The organism is Pseudomonas sp. S4_EA_1b (assembly GCF_016307435.1).
Classification (GTDB): domain Bacteria; phylum Pseudomonadota; class Gammaproteobacteria; order Pseudomonadales; family Pseudomonadaceae; genus Aquipseudomonas; species Aquipseudomonas rhodesiae.
Genome location: NZ_JAEILC010000097.1, coordinates 75,451 through 99,478, shown reverse-complemented (window position 1 = coordinate 99,478; position 24,028 = coordinate 75,451). Strand labels below are relative to the sequence as shown.

The following is a 24,028-nucleotide window of genomic DNA, read 5'->3' as shown; positions in this document are numbered from 1 at the left end:
GCACGGGCCCGGCGAGCTTAGCCCAACAGGGTAGCCCAGCCCTCAACCACGTCACCGCCCCACTTGGCTTTCCACTCTTTCAGCGTTTTGTGGTTGCCACCTTTGGTTTCAATCACTTCGCCGTTGTGCGGGTTCTTGTATTGCTTGACCTTGCGCGCACGCTTGGTGCCGGTAGTTTTCACGGCGCCGCGAGGAGCTTTAACTTTCGAATCCGGATCCAGCAGCGCGATGATGTCACGCAGGGATTTGGAGTATTCGCCCATCAGGGTGCGCAGCTTGCTTTCGAATTCCATTTCACGTTTCAGGCTGCCATCTTTTTCCATTGCTGCCAATTGGGCTTGCAGCTCTTTGATGGCTTCTTCTTTAGCACGGTATTGGGTGATCAGAGACATATGGCTACCTTATGTAGAGCGCTGATTGACAGGGATAATGGCCCAATAATAGTCAGGCGGTTTGTCCAAGTAAACATTTAAGCATGCATTTATGTGAATTACTTTGAATGTTTGTAGTGATGCCCTGCAATCGACTTAATTACAAGGGCGCAATGCTACATATCAATCCCGCGAATTCTTGACGGCGCTCCAGATGTAGCCCTTGATTCATATAAGGGTGGTAAAACCATAGGGCATTAAGGGGCAAAGCCAGGCCGACCATCAGAATAAACGTTAACCAATACTGCAGTTTTTCTTCGCAATCGCTAGAATGGCGGCCTTTGCGAAGTTCTGGAGTTCCCCCCTAATGCGCACTTTTCGGCTGGTGATTGCTTGCCCGGACCGGGTCGGCATCGTTGCCAAAGTCAGTAACTTTCTGGCCTCCCATAACGGTTGGATCACCGAGGCGAGCCATCACTCGGATAACCTCAGCGGTTGGTTCTTCATGCGTCACGAAATCCGTGCCGACACGCTGCCCTTTGGTCTTGAAGCCTTCCGCGAGGCCTTCGCGCCGATCGCAGAAGAGTTTTCGATGACCTGGCAGATCACCGACACCGAGCAGAAGAAACGCGTGGTGCTGATGGCTAGCCGCGAATCCCACTGCCTGGCGGACCTGTTGCACCGCTGGCACAGCGACGAGCTGGACTGCGAGATCGCTTGTGTGATCTCCAACCATGACGACCTGCGCAGCATGGTCGAGTGGCATGGCATCCCTTATTACCATGTGCCGGTCAACCCGCAGGACAAGGAGCCGGCGTTCGCCGAAGTGTCGCGCCTGGTCAAGCATCATGACGCCGATGTCGTGGTGCTGGCGCGTTACATGCAAATCCTGCCGCCGGAGCTGTGCCGCGAATATGCCGGTAAAGTCATCAACATCCACCATAGCTTCCTGCCTTCGTTTGTCGGGGCCAAGCCTTACCATCAGGCGTCCCTGCGGGGGGTGAAGTTGATTGGCGCAACCTGCCACTACGTCACCGAAGAGTTGGACGCTGGTCCGATCATCGAGCAGGACGTGGTGCGCGTCAGCCATAGCGACAGCATTGAAGATATGGTGCGGTTCGGTCGCGATGTCGAGAAGATGGTTCTGGCCCGTGGCCTGCGCTACCACCTCGAAGACCGCGTATTGGTGCACGGCAACAAGACCGTTGTGTTCTGATTCAAGCGCGCGGATTGAATATCGAAGGGTCTGGGCGTTAAATCGTTCCAGGCCCTTTTTATTTATCCGCACGTCAGGACTGCACCATGACCGACCCACTCGATAAAGCCACCTCCAAAGCGCCTGCGACGTTGGGCGAGGGATGCTTGAGTCGGTACGATCCTGATGCGCTGGATGCCGAAGACGGTACCGAGTTTCCAGGGGCGGCTCAGTTGTGGGAACAGATGCAGGAGGCAGAGAAGCTGCCCGCTTCTGATCAGCAAGATTCTTGAACACTCGTCCCGTCGCCATGGCGGGGCATTACGGCTGGGTTGCGAGCCAGTCCACTTTGGTCAATGGCGTACGCCCCGTCTGCAGTAGGTGTTGCAAGGTATCGAGCCAATAGCGACGAGCACCTTCGTGACGCAGGTCGACCGGATGCACGCCTAGGCGAATGACCGGTGCCGACCGCCAGCGCCGTTGCCTTTGATCGCTGAGATGTTTGGACAGGCTTCGGCGCCAAGCGCTGCGGGCGCTCCACACCAAACCTGGGGCGCCGACGCGGGTAAAGTCGGGCAGCCGATAAAGCTGTTGCGGGTCGCTGGTGTAGTTCAGCGGCAACTGCCGCAAGGCGTCCTTGGTACCCTGGCTCATCAGCCAGGCCGGAGCGACGAACCCATGCAGCGGCCAGTCGTTGCGTCGGAAGACCTCGATGCCGTCGCTTAACCGCTGCAGGGCCTGGGCCTCTGACAACTGGTAAAACTCTCCCTCATGGGTATAGATGCGGCGCATGAACCAATCTTTGGGCGTACGCGGTGGCGGCTGGTCGTCGCTATGGAAATAGCCGTGCAAGGCCAATTCATCGCCCTTGGCCACGCGGCGGTCCAACAGGCGGCGAAATTCGGCGTGGTCGGCCAAGGTGCCGCGATGATGGAAATCCGGAACCACCAACCAAGTGATGGGGATGTCGCCCAGAGCGTCCACCGCCTCCACAAAGGGGCGATAGTCGGACCAGGTTTGCGGGGCCACATCGTGCAATACCAGCACTACCGAGCGCTTAACCATGGGCAAGCATCGGGTTGTGGCTATCGAGCACTGCGTAGTAATGGCCCAGCAGGCTCTCGACCACGGTGTCCCACGCATACTGCTGCTCCACATGGCGTCGAGCCTGTACGCCGAGACGCTGAGGATCGCGGCTGAACAACTCGCGCACCGCATCGGCCATCGCTCGTGGATTGTTGGGCGCGCAGAGCAAGCCGCAATGCTCGTCGACGATTTCAGTGAAGGCACCGGCGGCCACGGCGACCACTGGTATGGCGCAAGCCATGGCCTCAAGGATGACCAGGCCGAACGTTTCCTGATCGCCGCCATGCAGCAGGGCATCGGCACTGGCCATTAAACGCGCGACTTGCGATGCCGGCTGGAAGCCGTCGACCACGGTGACATTCTCCGGCACCTTAGCCGGCATGCCGGACCCTACCAGCAACAGGTGATACCGATCTCCCAAGCGCTTCATGCACTTAAGCAGCACCGGCAGGTTCTTCTCCTTGGAACCGCGCCCGGCGAAGATCAGCAGTCGCGTATCCTCAGCGATTCCCAACTCAGCGCGTAAGCCGGGGTCGCGTACCTGCGGGGTGAACGTCTGCAGGTCCACACCCAGCGGCTGTACAAAGACGTTTCTGACGCCCAACCCCATGAGCTTGTCGGCCATAACCTGACTAGGCGCCAGTACTCGGTCAAAACTCCCATAGAGTTTGCTGACATAGGCTTCAACATTTGGCGTGAACCACGGCCCCATACGGTTGCTTACCAGCAACGGCAAGTCGGAGTGATAAAAGCCGATAACCGGAACATCAAGCTGGCGCCTGGCATCCAGAGCGGCCCAGGCCGTGAGATAGGGATCGCCGACCTCGATCAGATCGGGCTGTAAATCGTGCAGGACATTTCGCCATGGCGTCAGCCGCAGCGGGAATCGATAACCTTTGCCGAAGGGCAGGGCAGGTGCGGGTACCTTGAACACCCCATCCTGCTCGCTCAAATGGGCGCCAGGGATCAACAGGCTGTGGCGAATGCCCGGCTTGAGCGTCAGGCGCCGGTGCTTGGCGTCCAGGTAAGTGCGTACGCCGCCACTGGCCGGGGCGTAGAACATGGTGATGTCGGCGATATGCACGATGAACATCCCTCCTATCCAGGCTCTCCTAACGTGGACATTAGGCAAGAATAGATGTTCGGTTGGGATGTTGGGTGCGGCGTTTTGCCTTGCTGCCACCCTGGGAGGCGGTATGAGCCGCTGCCCAGGGCGAGAGCTGTCAGATGCGGAAACTACCGACCAAATGCTTGAGCCGTGCGGCCTGTTGCTCCAAGTCGGCGCAGGCGCGCAAGGTCGATTGCAGGTTTTCCACGCCTTCCTGGTTGAGGGTGTTGATCTCGGTGATGTCCATATTGATCGACTCCACCACCGACGTCTGTTCCTCGGTAGCGGTGGCGACCGATTGGTTCATACCATCAATCTCGCCGATGCGCTGGGTCACGCTGTTGAGACGCTCGCCGGCCAGGTTGGCGATTTCCACGCTGTCATGGCTGTGGCGCTGGCTTTCGCTCATGGTGGTCACCGAATTCCGCGCGCCCACTTGCAACTCTTCGATCATGGTTTGCACCTGTTGCGCCGATTCCTGGGTGCGATGGGCCAGGTTGCGTACTTCATCGGCTACCACGGCGAACCCGCGCCCGGCCTCTCCGGCACGGGCGGCCTCAATCGCGGCGTTCAACGCCAGCAGGTTGGTTTGTTGAGAGATGCTGGTGATCACCTCAAGAATCTGACCAATATTCACGGTTTTGCTGTTAAGTGCTTCGATATTGCTGCTGGATGCGCTGATCATCGTAGAAAGGTCAGTCATGGCTTTGATGTTCCGTTCCACCACCTGCTGACCGTCTTCCGCCAACTGCCGCGCATCGCTGGCCTGGCTAGAGGCCTGCGCCGCATTGCGGGCGATTTCCTGGGCGGCTGCACCCAGCTGGTTGATGGCGGCCGCTACGCTATTGGTGCGGTTGGCCTGCTCGTCGGAGTTGACCATCGATGAGTTGGAGGCACTGACCACCCGTAGCGCCACTTCGTTGACATGTTCGGTGGCCGAGGACACTTCGCGAATCGATGTGTGAATCCGCTCCACGAAGCGGTTGAATGCATTACCCAGAGTGCCGAATTCATCGTGATTCTGGATGGTCAGACGTCGTGTCAGGTCACCCTCGCCGTCGGCGATATCCTGCATCGCGCGGGTCATCACATGCAGCGGTTGCAGCAGCACGCGGATCAGCATGCCAAGCAGAGCGATGATGATGGCCACCGCAATGAGGGTGGCGATCACCGCCGACGTGCGGAACTCGCTGAGCATGGCGAAGGATTTGTCTTTATCCACCGAGATACCCAAGTACCACTGCACTGACGGCAAGCCTTTGATCGGCGTGAAGGTCAAGATGTTGTCTTTGCCGTTGGCTTGGACTTCGCTGAAGTCGCGGCTGATCTTGGGTGTATTTTTCGGATACAGATCGGCCAGGGTTTTCATCACCAGGGTTTTGTCCGGGTGCACCAGCACTTTGCCGTCGGCGCTGACCAGGAAGGCATAGCCCATGCCGCCGAAGTCCAGTGCGCCAATGGTATCCACCAGGGTTTGCAGGCTCAGGTCGCCGCCGACCACGCCGATGCTTTGGCTGCCCTTGCTGCTGGGGGTGGCGATGGAAATGATCAATTGCCCGGTGGCCGCGTCGATATAAGGCTCAGTCAGGGTTGAACCGTTGCTGCTTTGCGCGCCTTCGTACCAGGGGCGCACACGTGGGTCGAAGCCATCTGGCATTTTGGTGTCGGGGCGGATGGTGAACGCGCCCTGGCTGTCGCCCACGTAGGTGGCCATGAAGGAGGACGTCAGGGCTTTCTGTTCCAGCAGGCTGGCGACGACACCCGGTTCCGGGTTGATCGCGATGTTCTGGGCGGCGTTTTCGACCAGGGCAATGCGCCCGGTCAGCCAGGTTTGGATGTTGCTGGCGGTGACATCGCCCATTTCATGCAGGTAATTGTTCAGATCGTCGCGAATGGCGTTGCGCTGCAAGTAGTCGTTGTACAGCGTGAATAATGCAAAAGCGGCGATGACGATAAGGGAGGCCGCAAGCAGGATTTTGTGGCTGAAACGCAGATTTTTATTCATGGCTTGTAGGGTCCGCTAAGGTCTTTATATCCAAAGCGCGTCCTCATGGGATGCGCGAAATGACAGTAGGAAAAAAGGTGTGCTATTTGTTGTCGCAGTTCCGTGGTCCCTGTGGGAACTATCTGACCTATTTTTCGACTTTATGGGTCTCACTCTGTCTGTATCGACCTTGCCGCATTAAAGATTAACCATGGGTGACGAAATGCCTGACTCCACGCAACTTCTTATCGGCGCTGACCTGTCCGGCGATCCTATTGCCCAGGCCATGCGCCTGGCTAACCGCCACGGGTTGATTGCCGGCGCTACCGGCACGGGCAAGACCGTCACATTGCAGCGCTTGGCCGAAGCCTTCAGTGATGCGGGGGTTGCGGTATTTGCCGCAGACATTAAGGGCGACCTGTGTGGCCTGGGCGCGGCGGCAAACCCTCAGGGCAAGGTGGCCGAGCGTATCGCCGGCATGCCCTTCCTTAATTACACCGCTAAGGCTTATCCGGTAACGCTGTGGGACATCCACGGTCAGTCCGGTCATCCTTTGCGCACCACTATCAGCGAAATGGGCCCGTTATTGCTCGGCAGCCTGCTGGAACTCACCGACAGCCAGCAATCGGCGTTATACGCGGCGTTCAAAGTGGCGGATCGCGAAGGCTTGCTGCTGCTGGATCTGAAAGATCTGAAGGCGCTGCTCAACCACCTGCGCTATCACCCCGAGCTGTTGGGCGAAGACGCGGCGCTGCTGACCACCGGCTCTAGCCAGGCCCTGTTGAGGCGTCTGGCGGTGCTGGAACAGCAGGGTGCCGAAGCATTATTTGGCGAGCCGGCGTTGCAGCTTGAAGACATCCTGCAACCCAATGCCGATGGGCGCGGCCGCATCCATCTATTGGATGCCAGCCGCCTGGTGCATGAGGCGCCCAAGGTGTACGCGACATTCCTGCTGTGGCTGTTAGCCGAGTTATTCGAGCAACTGCCGGAGCGCGGCGATGCGGACAAACCGCTGCTGGCGTTGTTCTTCGATGAAGCGCATTTGCTGTTCGCCGACACACCCAAGGCCTTGCAAGAGCGTTTGGAACAGGTGGTGCGGCTGATTCGCTCCAAAGGGGTAGGGGTGTACTTTGTCACACAATCCCCAGGCGACCTGCCCGACACCGTGCTCGCACAACTGGGCCTGCGGATTCAACATGGATTGCGGGCGTTCACCACCAAGGAGCAGAAGTCCCTGCGGGCGGTGGCGGAGGGCTTTCGACCCAACCCGGCGTTTGACGCTTTGTCGGTGTTGACCGAGTTAGGTACGGGTGAGGCATTAGTAGGCACCTTGCAGGAAAAAGGCACGCCGGAAGTCGTCCAGCGCGTCTTGGTGGCGCCGCCGCAATCGCGGATCGGCCCACTGAGCGAGGTAGAGCGCGCAGCGCTGGTCGCCGCGTCGCCCCTACAGGGTCGCTACGATAAACCGATTGATCGCGAGTCGGCCTATGAGGTGCTGATGGCGCGCAAAGAGCTGGGCCCGACCGAAGGCGCCGGCCAGGCCGCTGAAACGCCGAGTTTTACCGACAGGGCAGGGGCGTTTCTCGGCACGGCGGCAGGTAAGGCGCTCAAATCGGCTATGCAGCAGGCGGCCAATCAGATGGGGCGGCAGTTGGTGCGAGGGTTGCTCGGCTCGCTACTGGGGGGCAGCAAACGCAAATAGACGGTCAGGGTTTGGGCTTGGCGTGGGCAGCCAACCGCTCAAGGGCGCCGCGCAAACCCGGATCGCGGATCCCCTCGGCCGTGGCCTGAATGCTCTCGGCCGCGTTCACCGACAGGTCGTGCGAGTGCACGGCAGTACTTGGCTGGACAGTCGGCGGTTGTACTTTGAACTGGATGCGCGTCAGGTTGGCGAATTCATCGAACGCCATCAACTGACGCTGCAGGCGTTTTTGCTGATAGCGCAAGCGAGTGGCCCAATGGCCATCAGTCACGATCAGCAGCAGATTGCCTTCGCGCCAAGAGGCGACACGGCAGTGCTCGCGCGCAGCCGGTTGCAATTGGCTTTCCAGCAGACGTTGCAACAGGCCCAAGCGTTGGGCATGGCCGAAAATGGCTTTCAACGGTTTGGCTTCGCGAAGCAACACGCCGGGGGCGCGGGCGGCGACAGGGCGAAATGCCATGATTGGACACCTTAAGTAACAGAGCCGCCATCTTAGCAGAAAGCGTCGGCCGGCCCTCAGGCCCTGCGTCGACGACACTTAGCCAACGAAATCAATCGGTAACTTCTGCGCCCGATGGGTTGAAGTTCGCGTAAAAGCCCTTATTTTAAACAAGCCCTCTCACCGCCCCATGCCTGCATCGGGGAACAACGCCACTTTCCTCACCCACGATTCCGGGTAGAATGCGCGTTCGCATGCGGCCGTGAGGGCTGCTCGGGCCACTGACGGTGCGCCCTCCATCCCTATGTGTGGAAGAACCTGCCGATATGTTTGCGCCTTTGTTAAAGAAACTTTTTGGAAGCAAGAATGAGCGCGAAGTCAAACGCATGCTCAAGACGGTGCAGCTGGTCAATGCCTTCGAAGAGCAGATGGTTGCCCTTTCGGACGAGCAATTGCGCGCCAAGACCCAAGAGTTCAAGGCCCGCATAGCCAAAGGTGAAACCCTCGACAAACTGCTGCCCGAAGCCTTTGCGGTTGCCCGTGAAGCCGGAAAGCGCGTCATGGGCATGCGCCACTTCGACGTCCAGTTGATCGGTGGCATGACCTTGCACGAAGGCATGATTGCCGAAATGCGTACCGGTGAAGGCAAGACCCTGGTAGCGACCCTTGGCGTTTACCTCAACGCGCTGTCCGGCAAGGGCGTGCACGTTGTGACGGTGAACGACTACTTGGCTCGCCGGGACGCCAATTGGATGCGCCCGCTGTATGAATTCCTCGGCCTGACCGTCGGCGTTGTAACGCCGTTCCAGCCGCCGGAAGAAAAACGCGCCGCCTATGCCGCCGACATCACCTACGGCACCAACAACGAATTCGGTTTCGACTACCTGCGCGACAACATGGCGTTCAGCATGGAAGAAAAATTCCAGCGCGAACTCAATTTTGCCGTGATCGACGAAGTCGACTCCATCCTCATCGACGAAGCCCGTACGCCGCTGATCATCTCCGGCCAGGCCGAAGACAGCTCGCGCCTGTATACCGAAATCAACAAGCTGATTCCGCGTCTGACCCAGCACATCGAAGAAGTGGAAGGCGTGGTGACCAAAGAAGGTCACTTCACCATTGACGAAAAGACCCGCCAGGTCGAACTCAATGAAGCCGGTCACCAGTTCGTCGAGGACATGCTCACCCAGATCGGCCTGCTGGCCGAGGGCGAGAGCCTGTACTCGGCGCATAACCTGGGCCTGTTGACTCACGTCTACGCCGGTCTGCGTGCTCACAAGCTCTTCCACCGCAACGTCGAATACATCGTGCAGGACGGCCAGGTCGTACTGGTTGACGAACATACCGGCCGTACCATGCCGGGTCGCCGTTTGTCCGAAGGTTTGCACCAGGCCATCGAAGCCAAGGAAATGCTCAACATCCAGGCGGAAAGCCAGACGTTGGCGTCCACCACGTTCCAGAACTACTTCCGTCTGTACAACAAGCTGTCCGGCATGACCGGTACGGCCGACACCGAAGCGTTCGAATTCCACCAGATCTACGGTCTTTCGGTGGTGGTCATTCCACCGAACAAGCCATTGGCACGTAAAGACTTCAACGACCTGGTGTTCCTGACCGCCGAAGAGAAATACGCGGCGATCATCAACGACATCAAGGACGGCATGGCCAAGGGCCGTCCGATCCTGGTGGGTACCGCCACCATCGAGACTTCCGAGCATGTGTCCAACCTGCTCAATAAGGAAGGCATCGAACACAAGGTGCTCAACGCCAAGTTCCACGAAAAAGAAGCCGAAATCATCGCCCAGGCCGGTCGCCCAGGCGCACTGACCATCGCCACCAACATGGCCGGTCGCGGTACCGACATCCTGCTGGGCGGCAACTGGGAAGTGGAAGTGGCATCCCTGGACAACCCAACCCCTGAGCAGATCGCCCAGATCAAAGCCGATTGGCAGAAGCGCCATCAGGCGGTACTGGAGTCTGGCGGTCTGCAAGTGATCGCTTCCGAGCGTCATGAATCGCGCCGTATCGACAACCAGCTGCGTGGCCGTGCCGGTCGCCAGGGTGACGCCGGTTCGAGCCGTTTCTATCTGTCCCTCGAAGACAGCCTGATGCGCATTTTCGCTTCGGATCGGGTGAAAAACTTCATGAAGGCCCTGGGCATGCAGTCCGGTGAAGCCATTGAGCACCGCATGGTGACCAATGCCATCGAGAAGGCACAGCGCAAGGTTGAAGGGCGCAACTTCGACATCCGTAAGCAACTGCTGGAGTTCGACGACGTCAACAACGAACAACGTAAAGTGATCTATCACATGCGTAACACGTTGCTGGCCGCCGACAACATTGGCGAAACCATCGCCGATTTCCGCCAGGACGTGCTCAACGCCACCGTCAGCGCGCACATTCCACCACAATCGCTGCCTGAACAGTGGGATGTGGCCGGTCTGGAAGCTGCATTGAAGAGCGACTTCGGTGTGGATCTGCCGGTCCAGCAGTGGCTCGACGAAGACGACCACCTGTACGAAGAAACCCTGCGCGAAAAACTGATGGCCGAGTTGCTCGCCGCGTACAACGAGAAAGAAGAGCAGGCAAGTGCCGAAGCACTGCGTACCTTCGAGAAGCAAATCGTATTGCGCGTGCTGGACGACCTGTGGAAAGACCACCTGTCGACCATGGATCACCTGCGTCACGGCATCCACCTGCGTGGCTACGCCCAGAAAAACCCGAAGCAGGAGTACAAGCGCGAGTCGTTTACCCTGTTCTCCGAGCTGCTGGATTCGATCAAGCGCGATTCGATTCGCGTGCTCTCCCACGTCCAGGTACGCCGCGAAGACCCAGCCGAGGAAGAAGCACGCCTGCGCCAGGAAGCGGAAGCCTTGGCCGCGCGCATGCAATTCCAGCACGACGAAGCGCCAGGCCTCGATCAGCCGGAAGCGTTGGGTGAAGAGGTCGAAGTGGCCTTGGCGCCAACGCCGGTTCGCAATGAGCAGAAGCTGGGCCGCAACGAGCTGTGCTGGTGCGGTTCGGGCAAGAAGTTCAAACACTGCCACGGCGAAATCAACTAAGATTTTTGCCTGACGCTGCAGCACCCCGCGCCGCGACCGGCCTTTGCCGTCGCGGCGTTTTGCCATTAATTCCCACCGTCGATAGCGACGGCACAGACATCACCTTATTTTAGGAGCGCATTCATGGCTGTTGGTCTTGGTCCTTTGCCCACATTGCACCCGGTTGCCGGTTTTGAACTCGGCATCGCTTCGGCCGGTATCAAGCGCCCGGGCCGCAAGGATGTGGTGGTGATGCGCTGCGCCGAAGGCTCGACGGTGGCAGGTGTGTTTACTCTCAATGCGTTTTGCGCCGCGCCGGTGATCCTGGCCAAGCAACGCGTTGCCGGGCCGATCCGTTACCTGTTGACCAACACCGGCAACGCCAACGCGGGTACCGGTGAGCCTGGCCTGGTGGCCGCCGCGCGCACCTGCGCCAAGCTGGCCCAACTGACCGGCGTGGACGCCAGCCAGGTGCTGCCGTACTCCACGGGTGTGATCGGCGAGCCTCTGCCTGTGGAAAAAATCGAAGGTGCCCTGCAAGCGGCGCTGGATGACCTGTCTGTGGATAACTGGGCCGCGGCCGCCACTGGCATCATGACCACCGACACCCTGCCAAAAGGCGCGAGCCGTCAGTTCGTGCACGACGGTGTGACCGTAACCGTGACCGGTATCAGCAAGGGCGCGGGCATGATCCGACCGAACATGGCGACCATGCTGGGCTACATCGCCACCGACGCCAAGGTTTCGCGCAGCGTGCTGCAGAATCTGATGCTGGACGGTGCCAACAAGTCGTTCAACCGCATCACCATCGATGGCGACACTTCGACCAACGACTGCTGCATGCTGATCGCCACCGGTAAGGCTGATCTGCCGGAAATCACCGAGGCCAGCGGCGCTTATTTCGCCGCCCTCAAGCAAGCAGTGTTCGAAGTGTGCATGGACGTGGCCCAGGCCATCGTGCGTGACGGCGAGGGTGCTACCAAGTTCGTCACCGTGCAAGTCAACGGCGGCGGCAACCACCAGGAATGCCTGGATGTCGGCTACACCGTGGCCCATTCGCCGCTGATCAAAACCGCACTGTTCGCCTCGGACCCGAACTGGGGACGTATCCTGGCCGCTGTTGGCCGTGCCGGTGTGCCAGACCTGGACGTGAGCAAGATCGACGTATTCCTCGGCGACGTGTGCATCGCCAGCCGTGGTGCCCGTGCTGAAAGCTACACCGAAGCCCAGGGTTCGGCGGTGATGCAGCAGGAAGAAATCACCATCCGCATCGAGCTGGGTCGCGGCGATTGCAGCGAAACCATCTGGACCACCGACCTGTCCCACGAATACGTGAAAATCAACGCGGAATACCGCACCTGATAGCCGGAGGACACACACGGTGAAACGCGTGCATGTAGCAGCAGCGGTGATCCGCGGCGGCGACGGCAGAATCCTGCTGGCTCGACGTGCCGACACCCAACACCAGGGCGGCCTCTGGGAGTTTCCCGGAGGCAAGGTGGAGGCCGATGAATCGGTCGCCGCCGCGTTGTCCCGCGAGTTGCAGGAAGAGTTGGGTATCCAGGTCACCACGGCGCGACCGCTGATCAACGTGCAACATGACTATCCGGACAAGCAGGTGTTACTGGATGTCTGGGAAGTCTCGGCCTTCACCGGCGAGCCCCATGGCGCCGAAGGGCAACCGTTGGAGTGGGTGGCCCCGCGGGATCTGCTCAACTATGAGTTCCCGGCGGCCAACGCGCCGATCGTTGCGGCCGCACGGTTGCCGGCTGAATACCTGATCACCCCCGGCGAGCTGGACGCCGCGCCCCTGTTGCGCGGTATCCAAAAAGCCATCGCCGGTGGGATCAAGCTGGTGCAACTGCGTGCGCCTAATGGCTACGACCCCAAATACCGTGACCTGGCGGTGGATGCGGTGGGGCTTTGCGCCGGCAAGGCGCAATTGATGCTCAAAGGGCCGTTCGAGTGGCTGGGGGATTTCCCTTCCGCCGGCTGGCACATGACCTCGGCCCAACTGCGCAAATATGCAAGCAAGGGCCGCCCTTTGCCGAAGGATCGCTGGTTGGCGGCTTCGTGCCACAACGCTGAAGAACTGGCGTTGGCTGAATTGATGGACGTGGATTTTGTCACCCTGTCGCCGGTTCAGCCGACCCAGACCCATCCCGATGCGCAGCCATTGGGTTGGGAGCAGGCGATGGAATTGATCCGTGGGTTCAACAAGCCGGTATATTTGCTGGGTGGGGTCGGGCCTGCGGAGCGGGAGCGGGCTTGGGAAGCCGGTGCCCAGGGTGTGGCGGGTATCAGGGCGTTCTGGCCGCAGGCTTGAGGTTGCTCCGGCGGGCCTTATCGGGGGCNNACAACGGTGGGAGGGGGCTTGGCCCCTATTGCTTTGCATCAGCCAACAAATTGTAAACTGACCCGCCGTCTTCGGGGGCAAGCCCCCTCCCACATTGGAATGTTTTTACAGATCAAAGGTGGGAGGGGGCTTGCCCCCGATAGGCCCTCCCGGTCACCGAATCATGATCAATGGGGCTTCGCCGCAGCCTGCCACAAAACCTCCGCGACACCCTGGCGCTTGGCGATCACCCGCGCTGCCACAAACAGCAGATCCGACAAACGATTGATATACGCCAACCCCACGCCTTCCAGCGGCTCGATAGCATTCAGGTGCTGACACCGTCGCTCGGCACTGCGGGCCAGGCTTCGGCACATATGGGCCTGGGCAATCAGCGCGGAACCACCCGGCAAGATAAAGTTTTCCAGTGGCCCGACTTCTTCGTTCCAACGATCGATCGCCGCTTCCAGGCGATCCACTTCCGCCGCATTCAACGCTTTGTACACCGGCATCGCCAGCTCACCACCCAGGTCGAACAGCCGATGCTGGCAAGGCGCGAGCACTTCGATCACATCATTGAGCGCCGGATGCTGCCCGCTCTGCTCTTCAAGGCCGGCCAGCAGTAATCCCAACTGGCTGTTCAGCGTATCGACTTCGCCAATGGCTTCGACACGTGGGTGGTCCTTGGGAACGCGGCGGCCGTCGCCCAGGCCGGTTTCACCTGTGTCGCCGGTGCGGGTATAGATTTTCGACAGGCGAAAGCCCATGGTCATTGCTCCAGTGGGGTCAGTTCGTGGGCCGGCAGTTGGCTGCCGGCCAAGGGGAGGCGCAGGGTAATACAGGTGCCTTGGCCAAGGGTGGACTGCACTTCCATCTGGCCTTTGTGGTTGTTGGTGATGATGAAGTACGACACCGACAGCCCCAGCCCGGTGCCCTGGCCGATTTCCTTGGTGGTGAAAAAGGGCTCGAACGTGCGTTTGCGCACGTTTTCACTCATGCCGATGCCGTTGTCTTCCACCTGGATCTCGGCCCAGGGCGGATTCAGGCGGGTGCGCAGGATGATGCGGCCCGGCTCGCGGTCATCCTCACGCAGGTGAATGGCTTGAGCTGCGTTTTTCAGCAGGTTGAGCAGCACCTGTTCCAGTTCGTTGGCAGTACCGGGTACCGGGCCCAGTTGCGGATCGAACTGACGGATGATCGCCTGGCCCTTGAAGTCAAAGCCGATGGTCAAGTCGAAGTCATTGCCGGCAATTTCCACGGCCTGATCGATCAGCGCCGGCAAATCGCAAGGGGCCATCTGTCGATTGCTGCGGCGGCTGAAACTGAGCATATGGGTCACGATCTTCGCCGCCCGCGCGCCCGCTTGCTGGATGCCATCGAGCAACTGCGGCACTTCGCGGCTTTGCAGGTAACGGTTGACCATGGCCAGCTCGACGCCGACCTGTTCGGCGTGTTCCAGGTTCTTGGGCAAGTCCGCAGACAAGCGGCGCCGGATGTTCTGCACGTTGTGCAGGATCGCCCCCAGCGGGTTATTGATCTCGTGGGCCATACCGGCGGCAAGCCCGCCGACGGAGAGCATTTTTTCCGACTGCACCATCATTTCTTCAAGGGACAGGCGCTGGGTGATGTCATCGATACGGATCACGACGCCACGACCGGCACCGCCTGTCAGCGGGTAAAAGGTCAGAGCGTAATGTTTGGGCTCATCGTCCTTGACCCAGGTCACCCGTTCGATGCGCTCCACGGTGTGTTGCTCGACCGTGGCCTTGATCTGCGGCAGGAACGGTTTGAGCGGCTGAAAGGCCAGGTAGATCGGCTGGTTCAAGGCTTCATCCAGCCGCGTACCGGAAAGTGCGCTGGCTTCCTGGTTCCACTGGGTGACGTAGAGCTGTTCGTCTAGGGCAATCAGCGCCGAAGGCATCGAGTCGATGATGCTGTTGAGGTAATTCTGGAACCCGGTGAGTTTTTTCTCGATCTTGCTGCGTACCTGGACTTCCAGTTCCAGTTTGCGATTGGTATGACGCGTCTCTTCCGCCAGGCCTTGGGCTTGATCGTAGGCGGCCTGGGAATCGTCGCGGGCGCGCTTGAGTTGCTGCTCGCGGGCTTCGATGCGCGAAAGCATGGTATTGAAGGCTTCGGCCAGGCTGCCGATCTCATCGTGATTGCCACGCCGGGCGCGCAGGGCATAGTTCTCTTCCCGGGTCACTTGGCGCGACAGTTCTTCCAGTTCGTGGATCGGTTTTGTGATCAGGCGTTTGATCTGACGCGCGATGACTAGCCACAGCAGCACACTGAAAATCAGGATGCCCAGGCTGGCGGTCAGCGTGCCGGTGTAAAACGCTACCGGCAGTTCGCTACTGGCGACCAGCAGCAGATGCCCGGATGGCTGCCCAGGGCGGGGCAGGGTGATCACTTGGTTAGTGCGAAACTCAGTCACGCGCCAGGCTTCGATATGCCTGTAATTGTCCGGCAGGTGCAGGCGATCACCGTGTTGCATCTGTGCCAGGCGGTTGCCTGCGCTGTCATATAAAGCGGCGGCGCGCAAAGGTGAGTAGCTGGTCAACTCATTGAGCAGGGCATTGGCCTTTTCGGGAGATTCGAGCGCTTCGGCGGCCAGCGCCGGGTTGGAGACCAGTCGCCCGATAGCCTGCAAGGCCTGGGGGGCCATGCTTTCCTGGGAGATCCAGTAGGCGGCGCTGATAAAGGTCAGGTTGGCCACCAGCAGGACGGTGGTCAGCAGCACCAGCAAGGCCGCCAGCAGTTTCTGCCCGACCGGTAGGTTTTCTAGACGCTGGCGCAGCGGCATCAGGTTTTTTCCAGGAGATAGACAGGCGGGCAGGGTAGCGCGTGGTTCAGTCGCGGGGCAATCCGCGCGCGCGCAGCTCGTCGACCAGACGCTCGTGCAACTGCTGCAAGTGAGGCAGCTTCAATTGGTGACGGGCTGCCGCCTGGCAAGCATAGCCCAACAGATAGCTGATTTCGGTGCGTCGGGCATTGGCGACGTCCTGATACATGGACGAATAGTTGGCGGCAGTGGCGTGAATCACCCGCTCCACTTCATCCTGTAAATCCAGGGCTGCGGCAGGCTGGCCAGCGCATTTCAGCAGTTCGCTCAACTCCCCACACAAGGTTGCCACTTCACAGCGATGGTTTTGCAGGCCACCGTTACGGCATTGGTAAAGCACGGTCAGTGGGTTGATCGCGCAGTTGAGCGCCAGCTTGCGCCACAGGCGCGTCAGGATATCGGTGCTCCAGGCGTGGGGGATGCCGGCGATGTGCAGGTCATCCAGCCAGAGCGGGGGCGTCGGGTGGCGGGCGTCTCCCAGCCAGGTGTAACCATGGCCGGCGAATACCACGCACCAGTCGCCGTCGCGGAAAGCACCCTCGGTGCTGGAGGCAAAGATGCAACGCGCCATGGGCAACTGCGCGGCCACCGCGTCCTGACTGCCCAGGCCGTTCTGCAGCAGAATCAACTCGGCATCCGGTACCAGGCGCGGTTGCAGCTGTGCGATTGCCGCTTGGGCGTCGTAGGCTTTGCACGCGACCAGAAGGCGATGGATCGGCGTCGGGCTGTCGGGCGTTTCGCCAATCACCGGGTAGGTATGTGCTTCACCATGCTCCACCAGGGTCAGCCCGTTGCCCGCCTGATAACTGGCCAGGCGCGTCTCGTCGCGCAGGATCAAGCGCACAGGCACGCCCGCGCGCGCCAGCCGTGTGGCCCAGAGTGTGCCCAGGCTGCCGGCGCCGAGAATATGCCAGGTGGTCGACATCAGTTTGTACTCCGCAAGGTCGCTCACAGTGAACGGGACGAAAGAACCGCTATAATGCCCCGGCATTTTAGCTCGGGCGCGCTCCATCTCTACTGAACCCGCCCCTTATATTGGAGAAATCACATGCCTTCGTTCGACGTGGTATCTGAACTGGACAAACACGAAGTCACCAACGCCGTCGAGAACGCCGTCAAGGAGCTGGACCGTCGCTATGACCTGAAGGGCAAGGGCAGCTTCGAATTCAAGGAAAAGGAACTGACCGTCAACCTGACCGCTGAAGCCGATTTCCAGCTGGAAGCGATGATCGAGATCCTCAAGCTGTCCCTGGTCAAACGCAAGATCGACGCGCAGTGCCTGGAAATCAAGGACGCCTACGCCTCTGGCAAGCTGATGAAGCAGGAAGTCATCCTCAAAGAAGGTATCGACAAGGAGCTGGCGAAGAAAATCGTCGCGCATATCAAGGACGCCAAGCTCAAGGTCCAGGCCGCCATCCAGGGCGAGCAGGTACGCGTCACCGGTAAGAAGCGTGACGACCTGCAAGAGGCCATCGCGGCCCTGCGCGCCAAGTCCTTCGACATGCCGCTGCAGTTCAATAACTTCCGCGACTGATGGCTGCCTGGGGAACCCAAGGGCGTTTTTGACGTCCCACCCCCCAATAATTGCGCCTACTCTTGAGCCCTACGGGGCTCAATTGCTTTAAGCGCCGACCGTCCATAAATAGGAGAACAGCAATGGACTTGAACGCTGAAGTGGATCGTCTGGTCAAGACTTCCCAGTCCTGGATCCCGATGATCATGGAATACGGCAGCCGGGTTTTGCTCGCCGTTATCACCCTGGCCATCGGCTGGTGGCTGATCAATAAATTGACCCATCGCGTGGGCCGTTTGCTGGCGGTACGCAACGCTGACCTGGCGTTGCAGCATTTCATCACCAGCCTGGCGAACATCGTGCTCAAGGTGATGCTGATTGTCAGCGTGGCCTCGATGATCGGTGTAGAAACCACCTCCTTCGTTGCCGCTATTGGTGCCGCCACCCTGGCCATTGGTCTGGCGTTGCAAGGCAGCCTGGCGAACTTTGCCGGTGGGGTGCTGATTCTGCTGTTCCGCCCGTTCCGCATCGGCGACTGGATCGAAGCCCAAGGTACCTCTGGCACCGTCGACAGCATTCAGATTTTCCACACGGTGCTGCGTACGGGCGACAACAAAACTGTCATCGTGCCGAATGGCATCCTGTCCAACGGGATCATCACCAACACCAACCGTCAACCGACCCGCAAGGTGGTGTTCGACGTCGGTGTGGACTATGAAGCCGACCTGCAGAAAGCCCGCGACGTTCTGCTGGAGCTGGCCAGGGACCCACGCGTACTGGAAGACCCAGCCGCTGTAGCCGTGGTTTCCACCTTGGGGGATAGCTCGATCACCGTTTCGCTGCGCTGCTGGACTAAAACGGCGGATTATTGGGATGTGATGTTTATGCTCAATGAATTCGCACGTGACCGTTTGAAAGCGGCGGGGATTGATATTCCATTTCCGCAGCGGGTTATTCGTGTAATGCAGGAAGCGGCGCCGAAGTAATAAAAAGAGCGAAAGTTTAACTTGGCCATTCGGTCAGGTTAAACGTCTCACCTTAATCTCGTTAGTTAGCTTGCTAGTTATTTTTCCGATGTAATAATTTTGCAAAAAAAAGCCGGCCTTCTGGAAACAGAAGGCCGGCTTTCTATTTTACGGCCGAGGCCTTAAGTCATCGTTGTAATTAAACCGACAATTACAAGATGTTCAGCGGGTATTGCGCGATCAGACGCAGTTCGTCGAGAGAGCCCGAGTAAACCTGATCAGACGAGCGATAGGTCGCTTGACGTACGCGCAGGCTCAGGTCTTTGGCTGGACCGCTCTGGATCACGTATTTGGCTTCGATATCGCGTTCCCACTCTTTACCATTGTTAGTGGTCGAGGTGTTGGCGCCAGTACCTTTCACATAACGAGTCATGAAACTCAGGCCTGGGATGCCAAAGGTCGCCATGTTCAGGTCATAGCGAGCCTGGTAGGACTTCTCGTCTTCAGCGTTGAAGTCGGAACGGGCGATGGAGTTGGCCAGGAAAATCGTGCCGCCGCCGTCTACGCCGTAACCGTACTGGCCGTCGCCGCTGACCTTCTGTGCTGCCAGGGTGAAGGTGTGAGCGCCAATGGTGTACGCGCCTTGCAGGCTGAACGCACGGTTGTCGAGCTTGGTGGTGCTGTCTTTGTCAGCACGTACCAGGCCGGCGCCGTCGCTCTTGGTGTCGTAGATGTTGAAGTCGACAGCCACGGACTGGTCGTCGCTGAGCGCGTGGGTCCAGTTCACGTTGGCGTAGATCTTCTTCCAATAGTCTTCCACTTTGGAGTAGTAGAGGCTGGTGGTGACCTCAGGGGTCCAAGAGTACACGCCGCCCAAGAAGTTGGCATCGCGCAGGCCGCGTTTCGAGCCTGGTTCAGAGCTGGCGATACTGTCGCGATAGGTTTGATCCTGCGCAACGATCGAGGTGAAATGACCGGCTTCCAGTTTCAGATCTTTGATTTCGTTGCTGGTGATGGAAACGCCCTGCGGCAGTTCCGGCAGCAGGCGGCTGTCATCGGAGGCGAATACTGGGGCGGTAGTGTATTGATCACCAACCTTCAGGACGGTGTTGGAAATACGGAATTTCACGGCAGCGCCGGCTTTGGAGTAGTCATCTTGCGAACGACCGTCGGACCCTTCTGGGAAAAGGCCGGTACCTGCACGACCTTTGCCGCTATCGAGCTTGACGCCCAGCAGGCCGATGACATCAACACCAACACCGATGGTGCCTTGGGTGTAGCCTGAGCTGAACAGACCATGGAAGCCCAGACCCGTTTCTTCGATACGGCTTTGCTCAGCATCGTGGTTACGGCGGTCACGGCTGAAGTACAAAGCACGCGTCAGAATGCTTGCTGTACTGTCTTCGATAAAACCCTTGGAATCGTCCTGGGCGGACGCCATTGCGAACTGCGAGGTACCGGCTGAAACAGCCAGTGCGATCATGCTCCACTTCATCACGCGCATCGTGATTTGCTCCTTTGGTTTTCGGAAGAGTACTGCCGTCCCACCTGTATTTTTATCTGGGCGGCTCTTTCTTTTTTGTGTCGGCGCAAAGTTATATCACGCAGACCCTATTGACGATACTTACCCATCTTTCCTTTCAGCTTCTTTACGAGGCTGTCGTAAATTGCTAGCTCCATGTCGCAAATTCACAGCCCAAAATGTATCTGGACTGACAACTTCAGTACTGTTTCAAAACTCCCTTCGAAGTTCGAATGCATCCTTGCCTTGTACTGACTCGCTGTTGTTTTTTATCGCGAAACACCGGTCTCCGAACCCGTGCCGTTGCCGACGATGTGGGTGTGAATGCAACAAGCGTGCTCAAAGCGGTAACCCAATGTCATTTTTTCGTGAAAAAAGTTCCGTAGCTGTAAAAACCGCATAAACACAGGCTTTTTACGCCGTTTGGTTAGGGCTTGACCTCTCTGTGGAATGCCTGTTGTCAGGTGTAAAAAATCCGTTCATGTGTGAAGCGTTACCGGTTCACCCCGATAAGTGGGTAATCGGCGGATCCCTTTGAGGCACGGGTGGGTCATTTTGGTGCGTCTCGGCAGGGCCCGTTCTAGCGTAGCTCAAATATTTACCTGCATCGAAAGGGTGCAGGTTTTTTAGCCGGCTGCCTCGCGGGCTTATCTTCAATCGTTGTGAAGCGGCCGGCATTCGAAGGTATGCTGGGGCCTGATTCTGACTTGCCGAATGGAGTGCCCGCGGTGTTCGCCCTAGATCAACGCCTGCAACAAGACACACTGGTCATCGGGGACTTCCCGTTATGCCGCCTGCTGCTGTCCAATGACTCGAACTACCCCTGGTTTATCCTGGTCCCACGCATCAACGGTATCAGCGAGGTGTTTCACCTGGATGTCGCAGATCAACAAAAGCTCTGGGAAGAGACGACCGGTCTGGCGCAGTTGCTCAACGATGGTCTGGGCGCGGATAAAATGAATATCGGCGCGCTGGGTAACGTCGTCAGCCAGTTGCATGTGCATGTGATCGTGCGCAAACGCGACGACGCCGCCTGGCCTGCTCCGGTATGGGGCAAGCATCCGGCTCGTCCTTATACGCAAGAACAGGGGGTGGCCTTGCGTGCGCGTCTGCGCGAGCTGCTGCCTGCCGATTTCAATTTTGCCCAGGACTGAATCATGGACTTGCAAGACCGTGTTACCGACCTGGAAAGCCGCCTGGCCTTTCAGGATGACACCATTGAGACCCTCAACGACATCCTGGTCACCCAGCAACGCGCGGTCGAGCGTCTGCAGCTGCAGATAGCCGCGCTGCTCAAGCGTCAGGAAGAGATGGGCGGCCAGTTCGAAACGTCCGAAGAGGAAGCGCCACCGCCTCACTATTAAAGAGGGGCCATGAAAAAACCGCGACTCAGCCAGGCTGGATCGCGGTTTTTTTTGCTGCCAGGGCTGGAGTCAGCGGCGCGGCAGTGCAGCGATCACGTCTTCGGCTTGCAAGCCTTTGTCGCGATTCATTACGGAGAACTCCACGCGCTGGCCTTCCACCAGGACGCGATGGCCTTCGCCGCGAATGGCCCGGAAGTGGACGAAGATGTCGTCGCCCGAATCGCGGGAAATAAAGCCGAAGCCTTTGGAGGTGTTGAACCACTTGACGGTACCGGTATCCCGATTGGTCATGTCGTAGGTTTGCGACGCGGCCGCCGGAGATGCACGGTAGAAGCTGATGGCCAGATGAAGAGCGATGGCGACCACAGCAATGACCAGGCTGAGCAGGATGGCCGGGTGGCCGCCCACTTCAGGCATGGGTGCCAGGAGGGTGAGGGTTTGTACGACAACGGTCAGAACCAACAGCGCGCTGACCAGGTTTTGCAGTTGATGACGAGTGCCCTTGTTCCAGTAAGGGACCACGGGTGCCAACGTCAGGTTAAGAAGGCCGAACAGTGCCAGGTACAGCGCGTCGTGTTGTTGCAGGTACGGCAGGCTCTCTGGTTGCAGGCTCGGTATAAAGGACAGCAGCAAAGCTGCAACGCCCGTTAGCAGGTGGACGATTTTCAACATTTTGATTAACTCACGTTAAGACGGATCACTAGGAAGAGCTGACTGGCACGGTTCGCTTCTGAACAATGGGAGGCGTTGGGCACGTGCGCGGGTATCAGCCTATGCCGGCCATCGCAGACATTAACGATGGCGACACGCTGCCTATTTAACAGCAAAGGCCGTGCCTTCTCAAATCAAGCATTTCGGGGTGTTGCAAGGGGCGGGGCATTTCCTTGGCAAACGCTTGTCCTAGACAGGTGTGCTTGTTTTGGAATGGATTTTTAGGATATTTCCTACCTTGATTCGCGATTTACCACTCAAGGGCGATTTGTCGCACCTCGCTCGCTGCGCATGACCTGTGCGCTTGCTAGAGTGGTGTTGCACCTGATCAATGAATGCTCGTCAATTGAAGGGGATAAACATGGCAATCGATATCGGTATCAGTGAAGAAGATCGTAAATCCATCGTCGATGGGCTTTCGCGGCTGCTTTCCGATACCTATGTACTGTACTTGAAGACCCACAACTTCCACTGGAACGTTACAGGCCCCATGTTTCGAACGCTGCACCTGATGTTTGAGGAACAGTACAACGAGCTGGCGCTGGCGGTGGACTCCATTGCCGAGCGTATCCGCGCATTGGGCTTCCCGGCGCCGGGCGCTTATTCGATCTACGCTCGTCTTTCTTCGATCAAGGAGGAGGAGGGCGTGCCGAGCGCCGAAGAGATGATCCAGCAACTGGTGGCGGGCCAGGAGGCCGTTACGCGTACTGCCCGCGGCATCTTTCCGTTGCTCGACAAAGTCAGCGATGAGCCGACTGCGGATCTGTTGACGCAACGTATGCAGGTCCACGAAAAGACCGCGTGGATGTTGCGTTCCCTGCTCGAAGCCAAGTAAGTCGAGTCTGAGCGGCGCCGTCCTGGCGTCGCTCGCTCGTTTCTGCACGCTTCCTGGCGTTGTCCTACAGGTATCAACTCCCTGTCTTCTGGCTGAGCCCGCGCTTCCTGCTGTTTGATAAGCCCACTGTCCAATGGGAGCGACCCATGGGCTGCTGTTTGGCAATGGAGTGTCAGGTGTATGTCACGCGCAGTGAGTAATGGAGTCATGGAATCCTGTGGCTTTCATCAGATAAAGATCGATCCCTTTGCCAAAGGGTTCGATATGGGGTTGGCAAGGCCATTGTCCCGATCAGTCAGGCTCAACGGGTTTTCGACGTGCCTGCGGCTTGAGCAGATCTATTGGAATATCCTTACGGAAATCGCCAGGATCAACGCCTGTTCAGTCAGTGCGTTACTGTCTTACGTCGATCGGGAAGTGCACTTGCGTTATGGAGGTGTGAAAAACTTCAGTGGTCTGGTCAGGGTGGTGTGCGTGGTTCACCTGTTAAAAGGCCGTACGGCTGCGCCCGACCCGGAGTAAACAAAGGTGCCCGGGGTCGGCTCGCTGTGTTGGCGGGCTGGCTCCCGGGCAGAAAGCCGGCTGCGCTGGCTCGATTTACCAGATATAATCCCGCGCTTTGCTGCGCAGGCCGGGGCTTTACCCTTCGGGCAGGCGTGGCGCAGTAACGATCTGTTCGCCGAGACATCGCCATGCCCATGTACGACTATCAATGTGCTTCCTGTGGTCATCAGTTGGAAGCCATCCAGAAGATCAGCGCCGCGCCGTTGGTCGATTGCCCGGCCTGCCAGGCTCCTGAACTCAAGAAGATGTTGTCCATGCCGGGCTTTCGCCTCAGTGGCAGCGGCTGGTACGAGACCGATTTCAAGACCGGCGCCAAGAAGAATCTGGCGGGCGGCGACAAAGCAGACTGAGTTGAACTCTACGCGCAGGCTCCTGCATTATCCGTCACCTGGCTTATATGAACGGTGACGAGGCAGGCCTCCACCGAATTTCGAATTACGAGAAGTGA

The 24,028-nt window shown here is 58.7% G+C and carries 23 protein-coding genes and 1 pseudogene; 13 read left to right on the top strand and 11 right to left on the bottom strand.

Annotated features, from left to right (window positions below; all coding sequences use genetic code 11):
• Positions 1–17: 17 nt before the first annotated feature.
• Positions 18–392, bottom strand: a complete 375-nt coding sequence (gene mvaT, locus YA0848_RS26880; RefSeq protein ID WP_034100216.1) for a histone-like nucleoid-structuring protein MvaT — start codon at positions 390–392, stop codon at positions 18–20.
• A 346-nt stretch (positions 393–738) separates the two neighbouring features.
• On the opposite strand from mvaT, the gene purU reads away from it, so the two are divergent.
• Positions 739–1,587, top strand: coding sequence for a formyltetrahydrofolate deformylase (gene purU / locus YA0848_RS26875; protein WP_034100214.1), 849 nt, complete (start codon positions 739–741; stop codon positions 1,585–1,587).
• Between the two features lie 86 nt (positions 1,588–1,673).
• Complete coding sequence (locus YA0848_RS26870) at positions 1,674–1,859, top strand: hypothetical protein (protein WP_034100212.1); 186 nt, start codon at positions 1,674–1,676, stop codon at positions 1,857–1,859.
• 28 nt (positions 1,860–1,887) lie between these two features.
• Here YA0848_RS26870 and YA0848_RS26865 read toward each other — a convergent pair whose 3' ends face one another.
• The 4 genes and pseudogenes from YA0848_RS26865 to YA0848_RS36775 all read right to left on the bottom strand — a co-directional run.
• The gene (locus YA0848_RS26865; RefSeq protein WP_169903342.1) at positions 1,888–2,631 is read right to left on the bottom strand and encodes a DUF2334 domain-containing protein; all 744 of its coding nucleotides are present in this window, start codon (positions 2,629–2,631) and stop codon (positions 1,888–1,890) included.
• Positions 2,624–3,745: a glycosyltransferase family 4 protein gene (locus YA0848_RS26860; RefSeq protein WP_169903343.1), complete on the bottom strand. Its 1,122-nt coding sequence runs from the start codon at positions 3,743–3,745 to the stop codon at positions 2,624–2,626. The genes YA0848_RS26865 and YA0848_RS26860 overlap by 8 nt, the downstream gene beginning before the upstream one ends.
• Before the next feature lie 130 nt (positions 3,746–3,875).
• Entirely contained in the window at positions 3,876–4,640 is a 765-nt protein-coding gene (locus YA0848_RS36780; protein WP_371263989.1) for a methyl-accepting chemotaxis protein, read from the bottom strand.
• A gap of 93 nt (positions 4,641–4,733) precedes the next feature.
• Positions 4,734–5,765 (bottom strand): annotated as a pseudogene (locus YA0848_RS36775) (HAMP domain-containing protein); the annotation flags it as partial.
• 202 nt (positions 5,766–5,967) lie between these two features.
• Between YA0848_RS36775 and YA0848_RS26850 the strand changes: the two are divergent.
• Positions 5,968–7,446: a helicase HerA-like domain-containing protein gene (locus YA0848_RS26850; protein ID WP_047882010.1), complete on the top strand. Its 1,479-nt coding sequence runs from the start codon at positions 5,968–5,970 to the stop codon at positions 7,444–7,446.
• Between the two features lie 4 nt (positions 7,447–7,450).
• On the opposite strand, the gene YA0848_RS26845 is transcribed toward YA0848_RS26850, so the two are convergent.
• The gene (locus YA0848_RS26845; protein ID WP_034100204.1) at positions 7,451–7,906 is read right to left on the bottom strand and encodes a DUF721 domain-containing protein; all 456 of its coding nucleotides are present in this window, start codon (positions 7,904–7,906) and stop codon (positions 7,451–7,453) included.
• 305 nt (positions 7,907–8,211) lie between these two features.
• On the opposite strand from YA0848_RS26845, the gene secA reads away from it, so the two are divergent.
• The 3 genes from secA to YA0848_RS26830 all read left to right on the top strand — a co-directional run bounded on the left by secA (position 8,212) and on the right by YA0848_RS26830 (position 13,252).
• Positions 8,212–10,947 (top strand): preprotein translocase subunit SecA, encoded by a 2,736-nt coding sequence (secA, locus tag YA0848_RS26840; RefSeq protein WP_034100202.1) that lies wholly within the window; start codon positions 8,212–8,214, stop codon positions 10,945–10,947.
• Positions 10,948–11,070: 123 nt separating this feature from the next.
• Positions 11,071–12,288 (top strand): bifunctional glutamate N-acetyltransferase/amino-acid acetyltransferase ArgJ, encoded by a 1,218-nt coding sequence (gene argJ, locus YA0848_RS26835; protein WP_034100200.1) that lies wholly within the window; start codon positions 11,071–11,073, stop codon positions 12,286–12,288.
• A gap of 19 nt (positions 12,289–12,307) precedes the next feature.
• Positions 12,308–13,252, top strand: coding sequence for a Nudix family hydrolase (locus YA0848_RS26830; protein ID WP_169903345.1), 945 nt, complete (start codon positions 12,308–12,310; stop codon positions 13,250–13,252).
• A 197-nt stretch (positions 13,253–13,449) separates the two neighbouring features.
• Here YA0848_RS26830 and YA0848_RS26825 read toward each other — a convergent pair whose 3' ends face one another.
• The 3 genes from YA0848_RS26825 to YA0848_RS26815 are packed head-to-tail and all read right to left on the bottom strand — an operon-like array spanning position 13,450 to position 17,031.
• A complete protein-coding gene (locus YA0848_RS26825) occupies positions 13,450–14,028 on the bottom strand; it encodes a cob(I)yrinic acid a,c-diamide adenosyltransferase (protein WP_034100196.1) in 579 nt (192 codons plus the stop codon).
• A gap of 2 nt (positions 14,029–14,030) precedes the next feature.
• On the bottom strand, positions 14,031–16,067 hold the full coding sequence (locus tag YA0848_RS26820) for a sensor histidine kinase (protein ID WP_034100194.1): 2,037 nt from the start codon (positions 16,065–16,067) through the stop codon (positions 14,031–14,033).
• 46 nt (positions 16,068–16,113) lie between these two features.
• Entirely contained in the window at positions 16,114–17,031 is a 918-nt protein-coding gene (locus YA0848_RS26815; RefSeq protein WP_169903346.1) for a putative 2-dehydropantoate 2-reductase, read from the bottom strand.
• Positions 17,032–17,154: 123 nt separating this feature from the next.
• Here YA0848_RS26815 and YA0848_RS26810 point away from each other — a divergent pair, with 123 nt between their 5' ends.
• A complete protein-coding gene (locus tag YA0848_RS26810) occupies positions 17,155–17,640 on the top strand; it encodes a YajQ family cyclic di-GMP-binding protein (protein WP_034100192.1) in 486 nt (161 codons plus the stop codon).
• A gap of 122 nt (positions 17,641–17,762) precedes the next feature.
• Positions 17,763–18,605: a mechanosensitive ion channel family protein gene (locus YA0848_RS26805; protein ID WP_169903347.1), complete on the top strand. Its 843-nt coding sequence runs from the start codon at positions 17,763–17,765 to the stop codon at positions 18,603–18,605.
• Positions 18,606–18,795: 190 nt separating this feature from the next.
• On the opposite strand, the gene YA0848_RS26800 is transcribed toward YA0848_RS26805, so the two are convergent.
• Entirely contained in the window at positions 18,796–20,088 is a 1,293-nt protein-coding gene (locus tag YA0848_RS26800) for an OprD family porin (RefSeq protein ID WP_034100188.1), read from the bottom strand.
• A gap of 746 nt (positions 20,089–20,834) precedes the next feature.
• Between YA0848_RS26800 and YA0848_RS26795 the strand changes: the two genes are divergently transcribed.
• Both YA0848_RS26795 and YA0848_RS26790 read left to right on the top strand, forming a co-directional pair.
• Complete coding sequence (locus YA0848_RS26795; protein WP_169903348.1) at positions 20,835–21,260, top strand: HIT domain-containing protein; 426 nt, start codon at positions 20,835–20,837, stop codon at positions 21,258–21,260.
• 3 nt (positions 21,261–21,263) lie between these two features.
• Positions 21,264–21,470: a SlyX family protein gene (locus YA0848_RS26790; protein WP_034100184.1), complete on the top strand. Its 207-nt coding sequence runs from the start codon at positions 21,264–21,266 to the stop codon at positions 21,468–21,470.
• A 69-nt stretch (positions 21,471–21,539) separates the two neighbouring features.
• Here the strand turns inward: YA0848_RS26790 and YA0848_RS36460 are convergent, their stop codons facing one another.
• The gene (locus tag YA0848_RS36460) at positions 21,540–22,142 is read right to left on the bottom strand and encodes a cold-shock protein (protein WP_034100182.1); all 603 of its coding nucleotides are present in this window, start codon (positions 22,140–22,142) and stop codon (positions 21,540–21,542) included.
• A gap of 400 nt (positions 22,143–22,542) precedes the next feature.
• Here YA0848_RS36460 and YA0848_RS26780 point away from each other — a divergent pair, with 400 nt between their 5' ends.
• The 3 genes from YA0848_RS26780 to YA0848_RS26770 all read left to right on the top strand — a co-directional run bounded on the left by YA0848_RS26780 (position 22,543) and on the right by YA0848_RS26770 (position 23,930).
• Positions 22,543–23,016 carry a Dps family protein gene (locus YA0848_RS26780; RefSeq protein ID WP_034100180.1) on the top strand — a complete coding sequence of 158 codons (474 nt, stop codon included), beginning with the start codon at positions 22,543–22,545 and terminating at the stop codon, positions 23,014–23,016.
• A 180-nt stretch (positions 23,017–23,196) separates the two neighbouring features.
• Positions 23,197–23,538, top strand: a complete 342-nt coding sequence (locus tag YA0848_RS26775; RefSeq protein WP_034100178.1) for a ribbon-helix-helix domain-containing protein — start codon at positions 23,197–23,199, stop codon at positions 23,536–23,538.
• Positions 23,539–23,708: 170 nt separating this feature from the next.
• Complete coding sequence (locus YA0848_RS26770; protein ID WP_003193872.1) at positions 23,709–23,930, top strand: FmdB family zinc ribbon protein; 222 nt, start codon at positions 23,709–23,711, stop codon at positions 23,928–23,930.
• Positions 23,931–24,028 lie beyond the last annotated feature (98 nt).

What these genes read in the sequence shown, in the direction of transcription:
- mvaT (WP_034100216.1), bottom strand. Translation starts at nt 392, where the DNA reads ATGTCTCTGATCACCCAATACCGTGCTAAAGAAGAAGCCATCAAAGAG.
- purU (WP_034100214.1), top strand. Translation starts at nt 739, where the DNA reads ATGCGCACTTTTCGGCTGGTGATTGCTTGCCCGGACCGGGTCGGCATC.
- YA0848_RS26870 (WP_034100212.1), top strand. Translation starts at nt 1,674, where the DNA reads ATGACCGACCCACTCGATAAAGCCACCTCCAAAGCGCCTGCGACGTTG.
- YA0848_RS26865 (WP_169903342.1), bottom strand. Translation starts at nt 2,631, where the DNA reads ATGGTTAAGCGCTCGGTAGTGCTGGTATTGCACGATGTGGCCCCGCAA.
- YA0848_RS26860 (WP_169903343.1), bottom strand. Translation starts at nt 3,745, where the DNA reads ATGTTCATCGTGCATATCGCCGACATCACCATGTTCTACGCCCCGGCC.
- YA0848_RS36780 (WP_371263989.1), bottom strand. Translation starts at nt 4,640, where the DNA reads ATGGTCAACTCCGACGAGCAGGCCAACCGCACCAATAGCGTAGCGGCC.
- YA0848_RS26850 (WP_047882010.1), top strand. Translation starts at nt 5,968, where the DNA reads ATGCCTGACTCCACGCAACTTCTTATCGGCGCTGACCTGTCCGGCGAT.
- YA0848_RS26845 (WP_034100204.1), bottom strand. Translation starts at nt 7,906, where the DNA reads ATGGCATTTCGCCCTGTCGCCGCCCGCGCCCCCGGCGTGTTGCTTCGC.
- secA (WP_034100202.1), top strand. Translation starts at nt 8,212, where the DNA reads ATGTTTGCGCCTTTGTTAAAGAAACTTTTTGGAAGCAAGAATGAGCGC.
- argJ (WP_034100200.1), top strand. Translation starts at nt 11,071, where the DNA reads ATGGCTGTTGGTCTTGGTCCTTTGCCCACATTGCACCCGGTTGCCGGT.
- YA0848_RS26825 (WP_034100196.1), bottom strand. Translation starts at nt 14,028, where the DNA reads ATGGGCTTTCGCCTGTCGAAAATCTATACCCGCACCGGCGACACAGGT.
- YA0848_RS26820 (WP_034100194.1), bottom strand. Translation starts at nt 16,067, where the DNA reads ATGCCGCTGCGCCAGCGTCTAGAAAACCTACCGGTCGGGCAGAAACTG.
- YA0848_RS26815 (WP_169903346.1), bottom strand. Translation starts at nt 17,031, where the DNA reads ATGTCGACCACCTGGCATATTCTCGGCGCCGGCAGCCTGGGCACACTC.
- YA0848_RS26810 (WP_034100192.1), top strand. Translation starts at nt 17,155, where the DNA reads ATGCCTTCGTTCGACGTGGTATCTGAACTGGACAAACACGAAGTCACC.
- YA0848_RS26805 (WP_169903347.1), top strand. Translation starts at nt 17,763, where the DNA reads ATGGACTTGAACGCTGAAGTGGATCGTCTGGTCAAGACTTCCCAGTCC.
- YA0848_RS26800 (WP_034100188.1), bottom strand. Translation starts at nt 20,088, where the DNA reads ATGCGCGTGATGAAGTGGAGCATGATCGCACTGGCTGTTTCAGCCGGT.
- YA0848_RS26790 (WP_034100184.1), top strand. Translation starts at nt 21,264, where the DNA reads ATGGACTTGCAAGACCGTGTTACCGACCTGGAAAGCCGCCTGGCCTTT.
- YA0848_RS36460 (WP_034100182.1), bottom strand. Translation starts at nt 22,142, where the DNA reads ATGTTGAAAATCGTCCACCTGCTAACGGGCGTTGCAGCTTTGCTGCTG.
- YA0848_RS26780 (WP_034100180.1), top strand. Translation starts at nt 22,543, where the DNA reads ATGGCAATCGATATCGGTATCAGTGAAGAAGATCGTAAATCCATCGTC.
- YA0848_RS26775 (WP_034100178.1), top strand. Translation starts at nt 23,197, where the DNA reads ATGTCACGCGCAGTGAGTAATGGAGTCATGGAATCCTGTGGCTTTCAT.
- YA0848_RS26770 (WP_003193872.1), top strand. Translation starts at nt 23,709, where the DNA reads ATGCCCATGTACGACTATCAATGTGCTTCCTGTGGTCATCAGTTGGAA.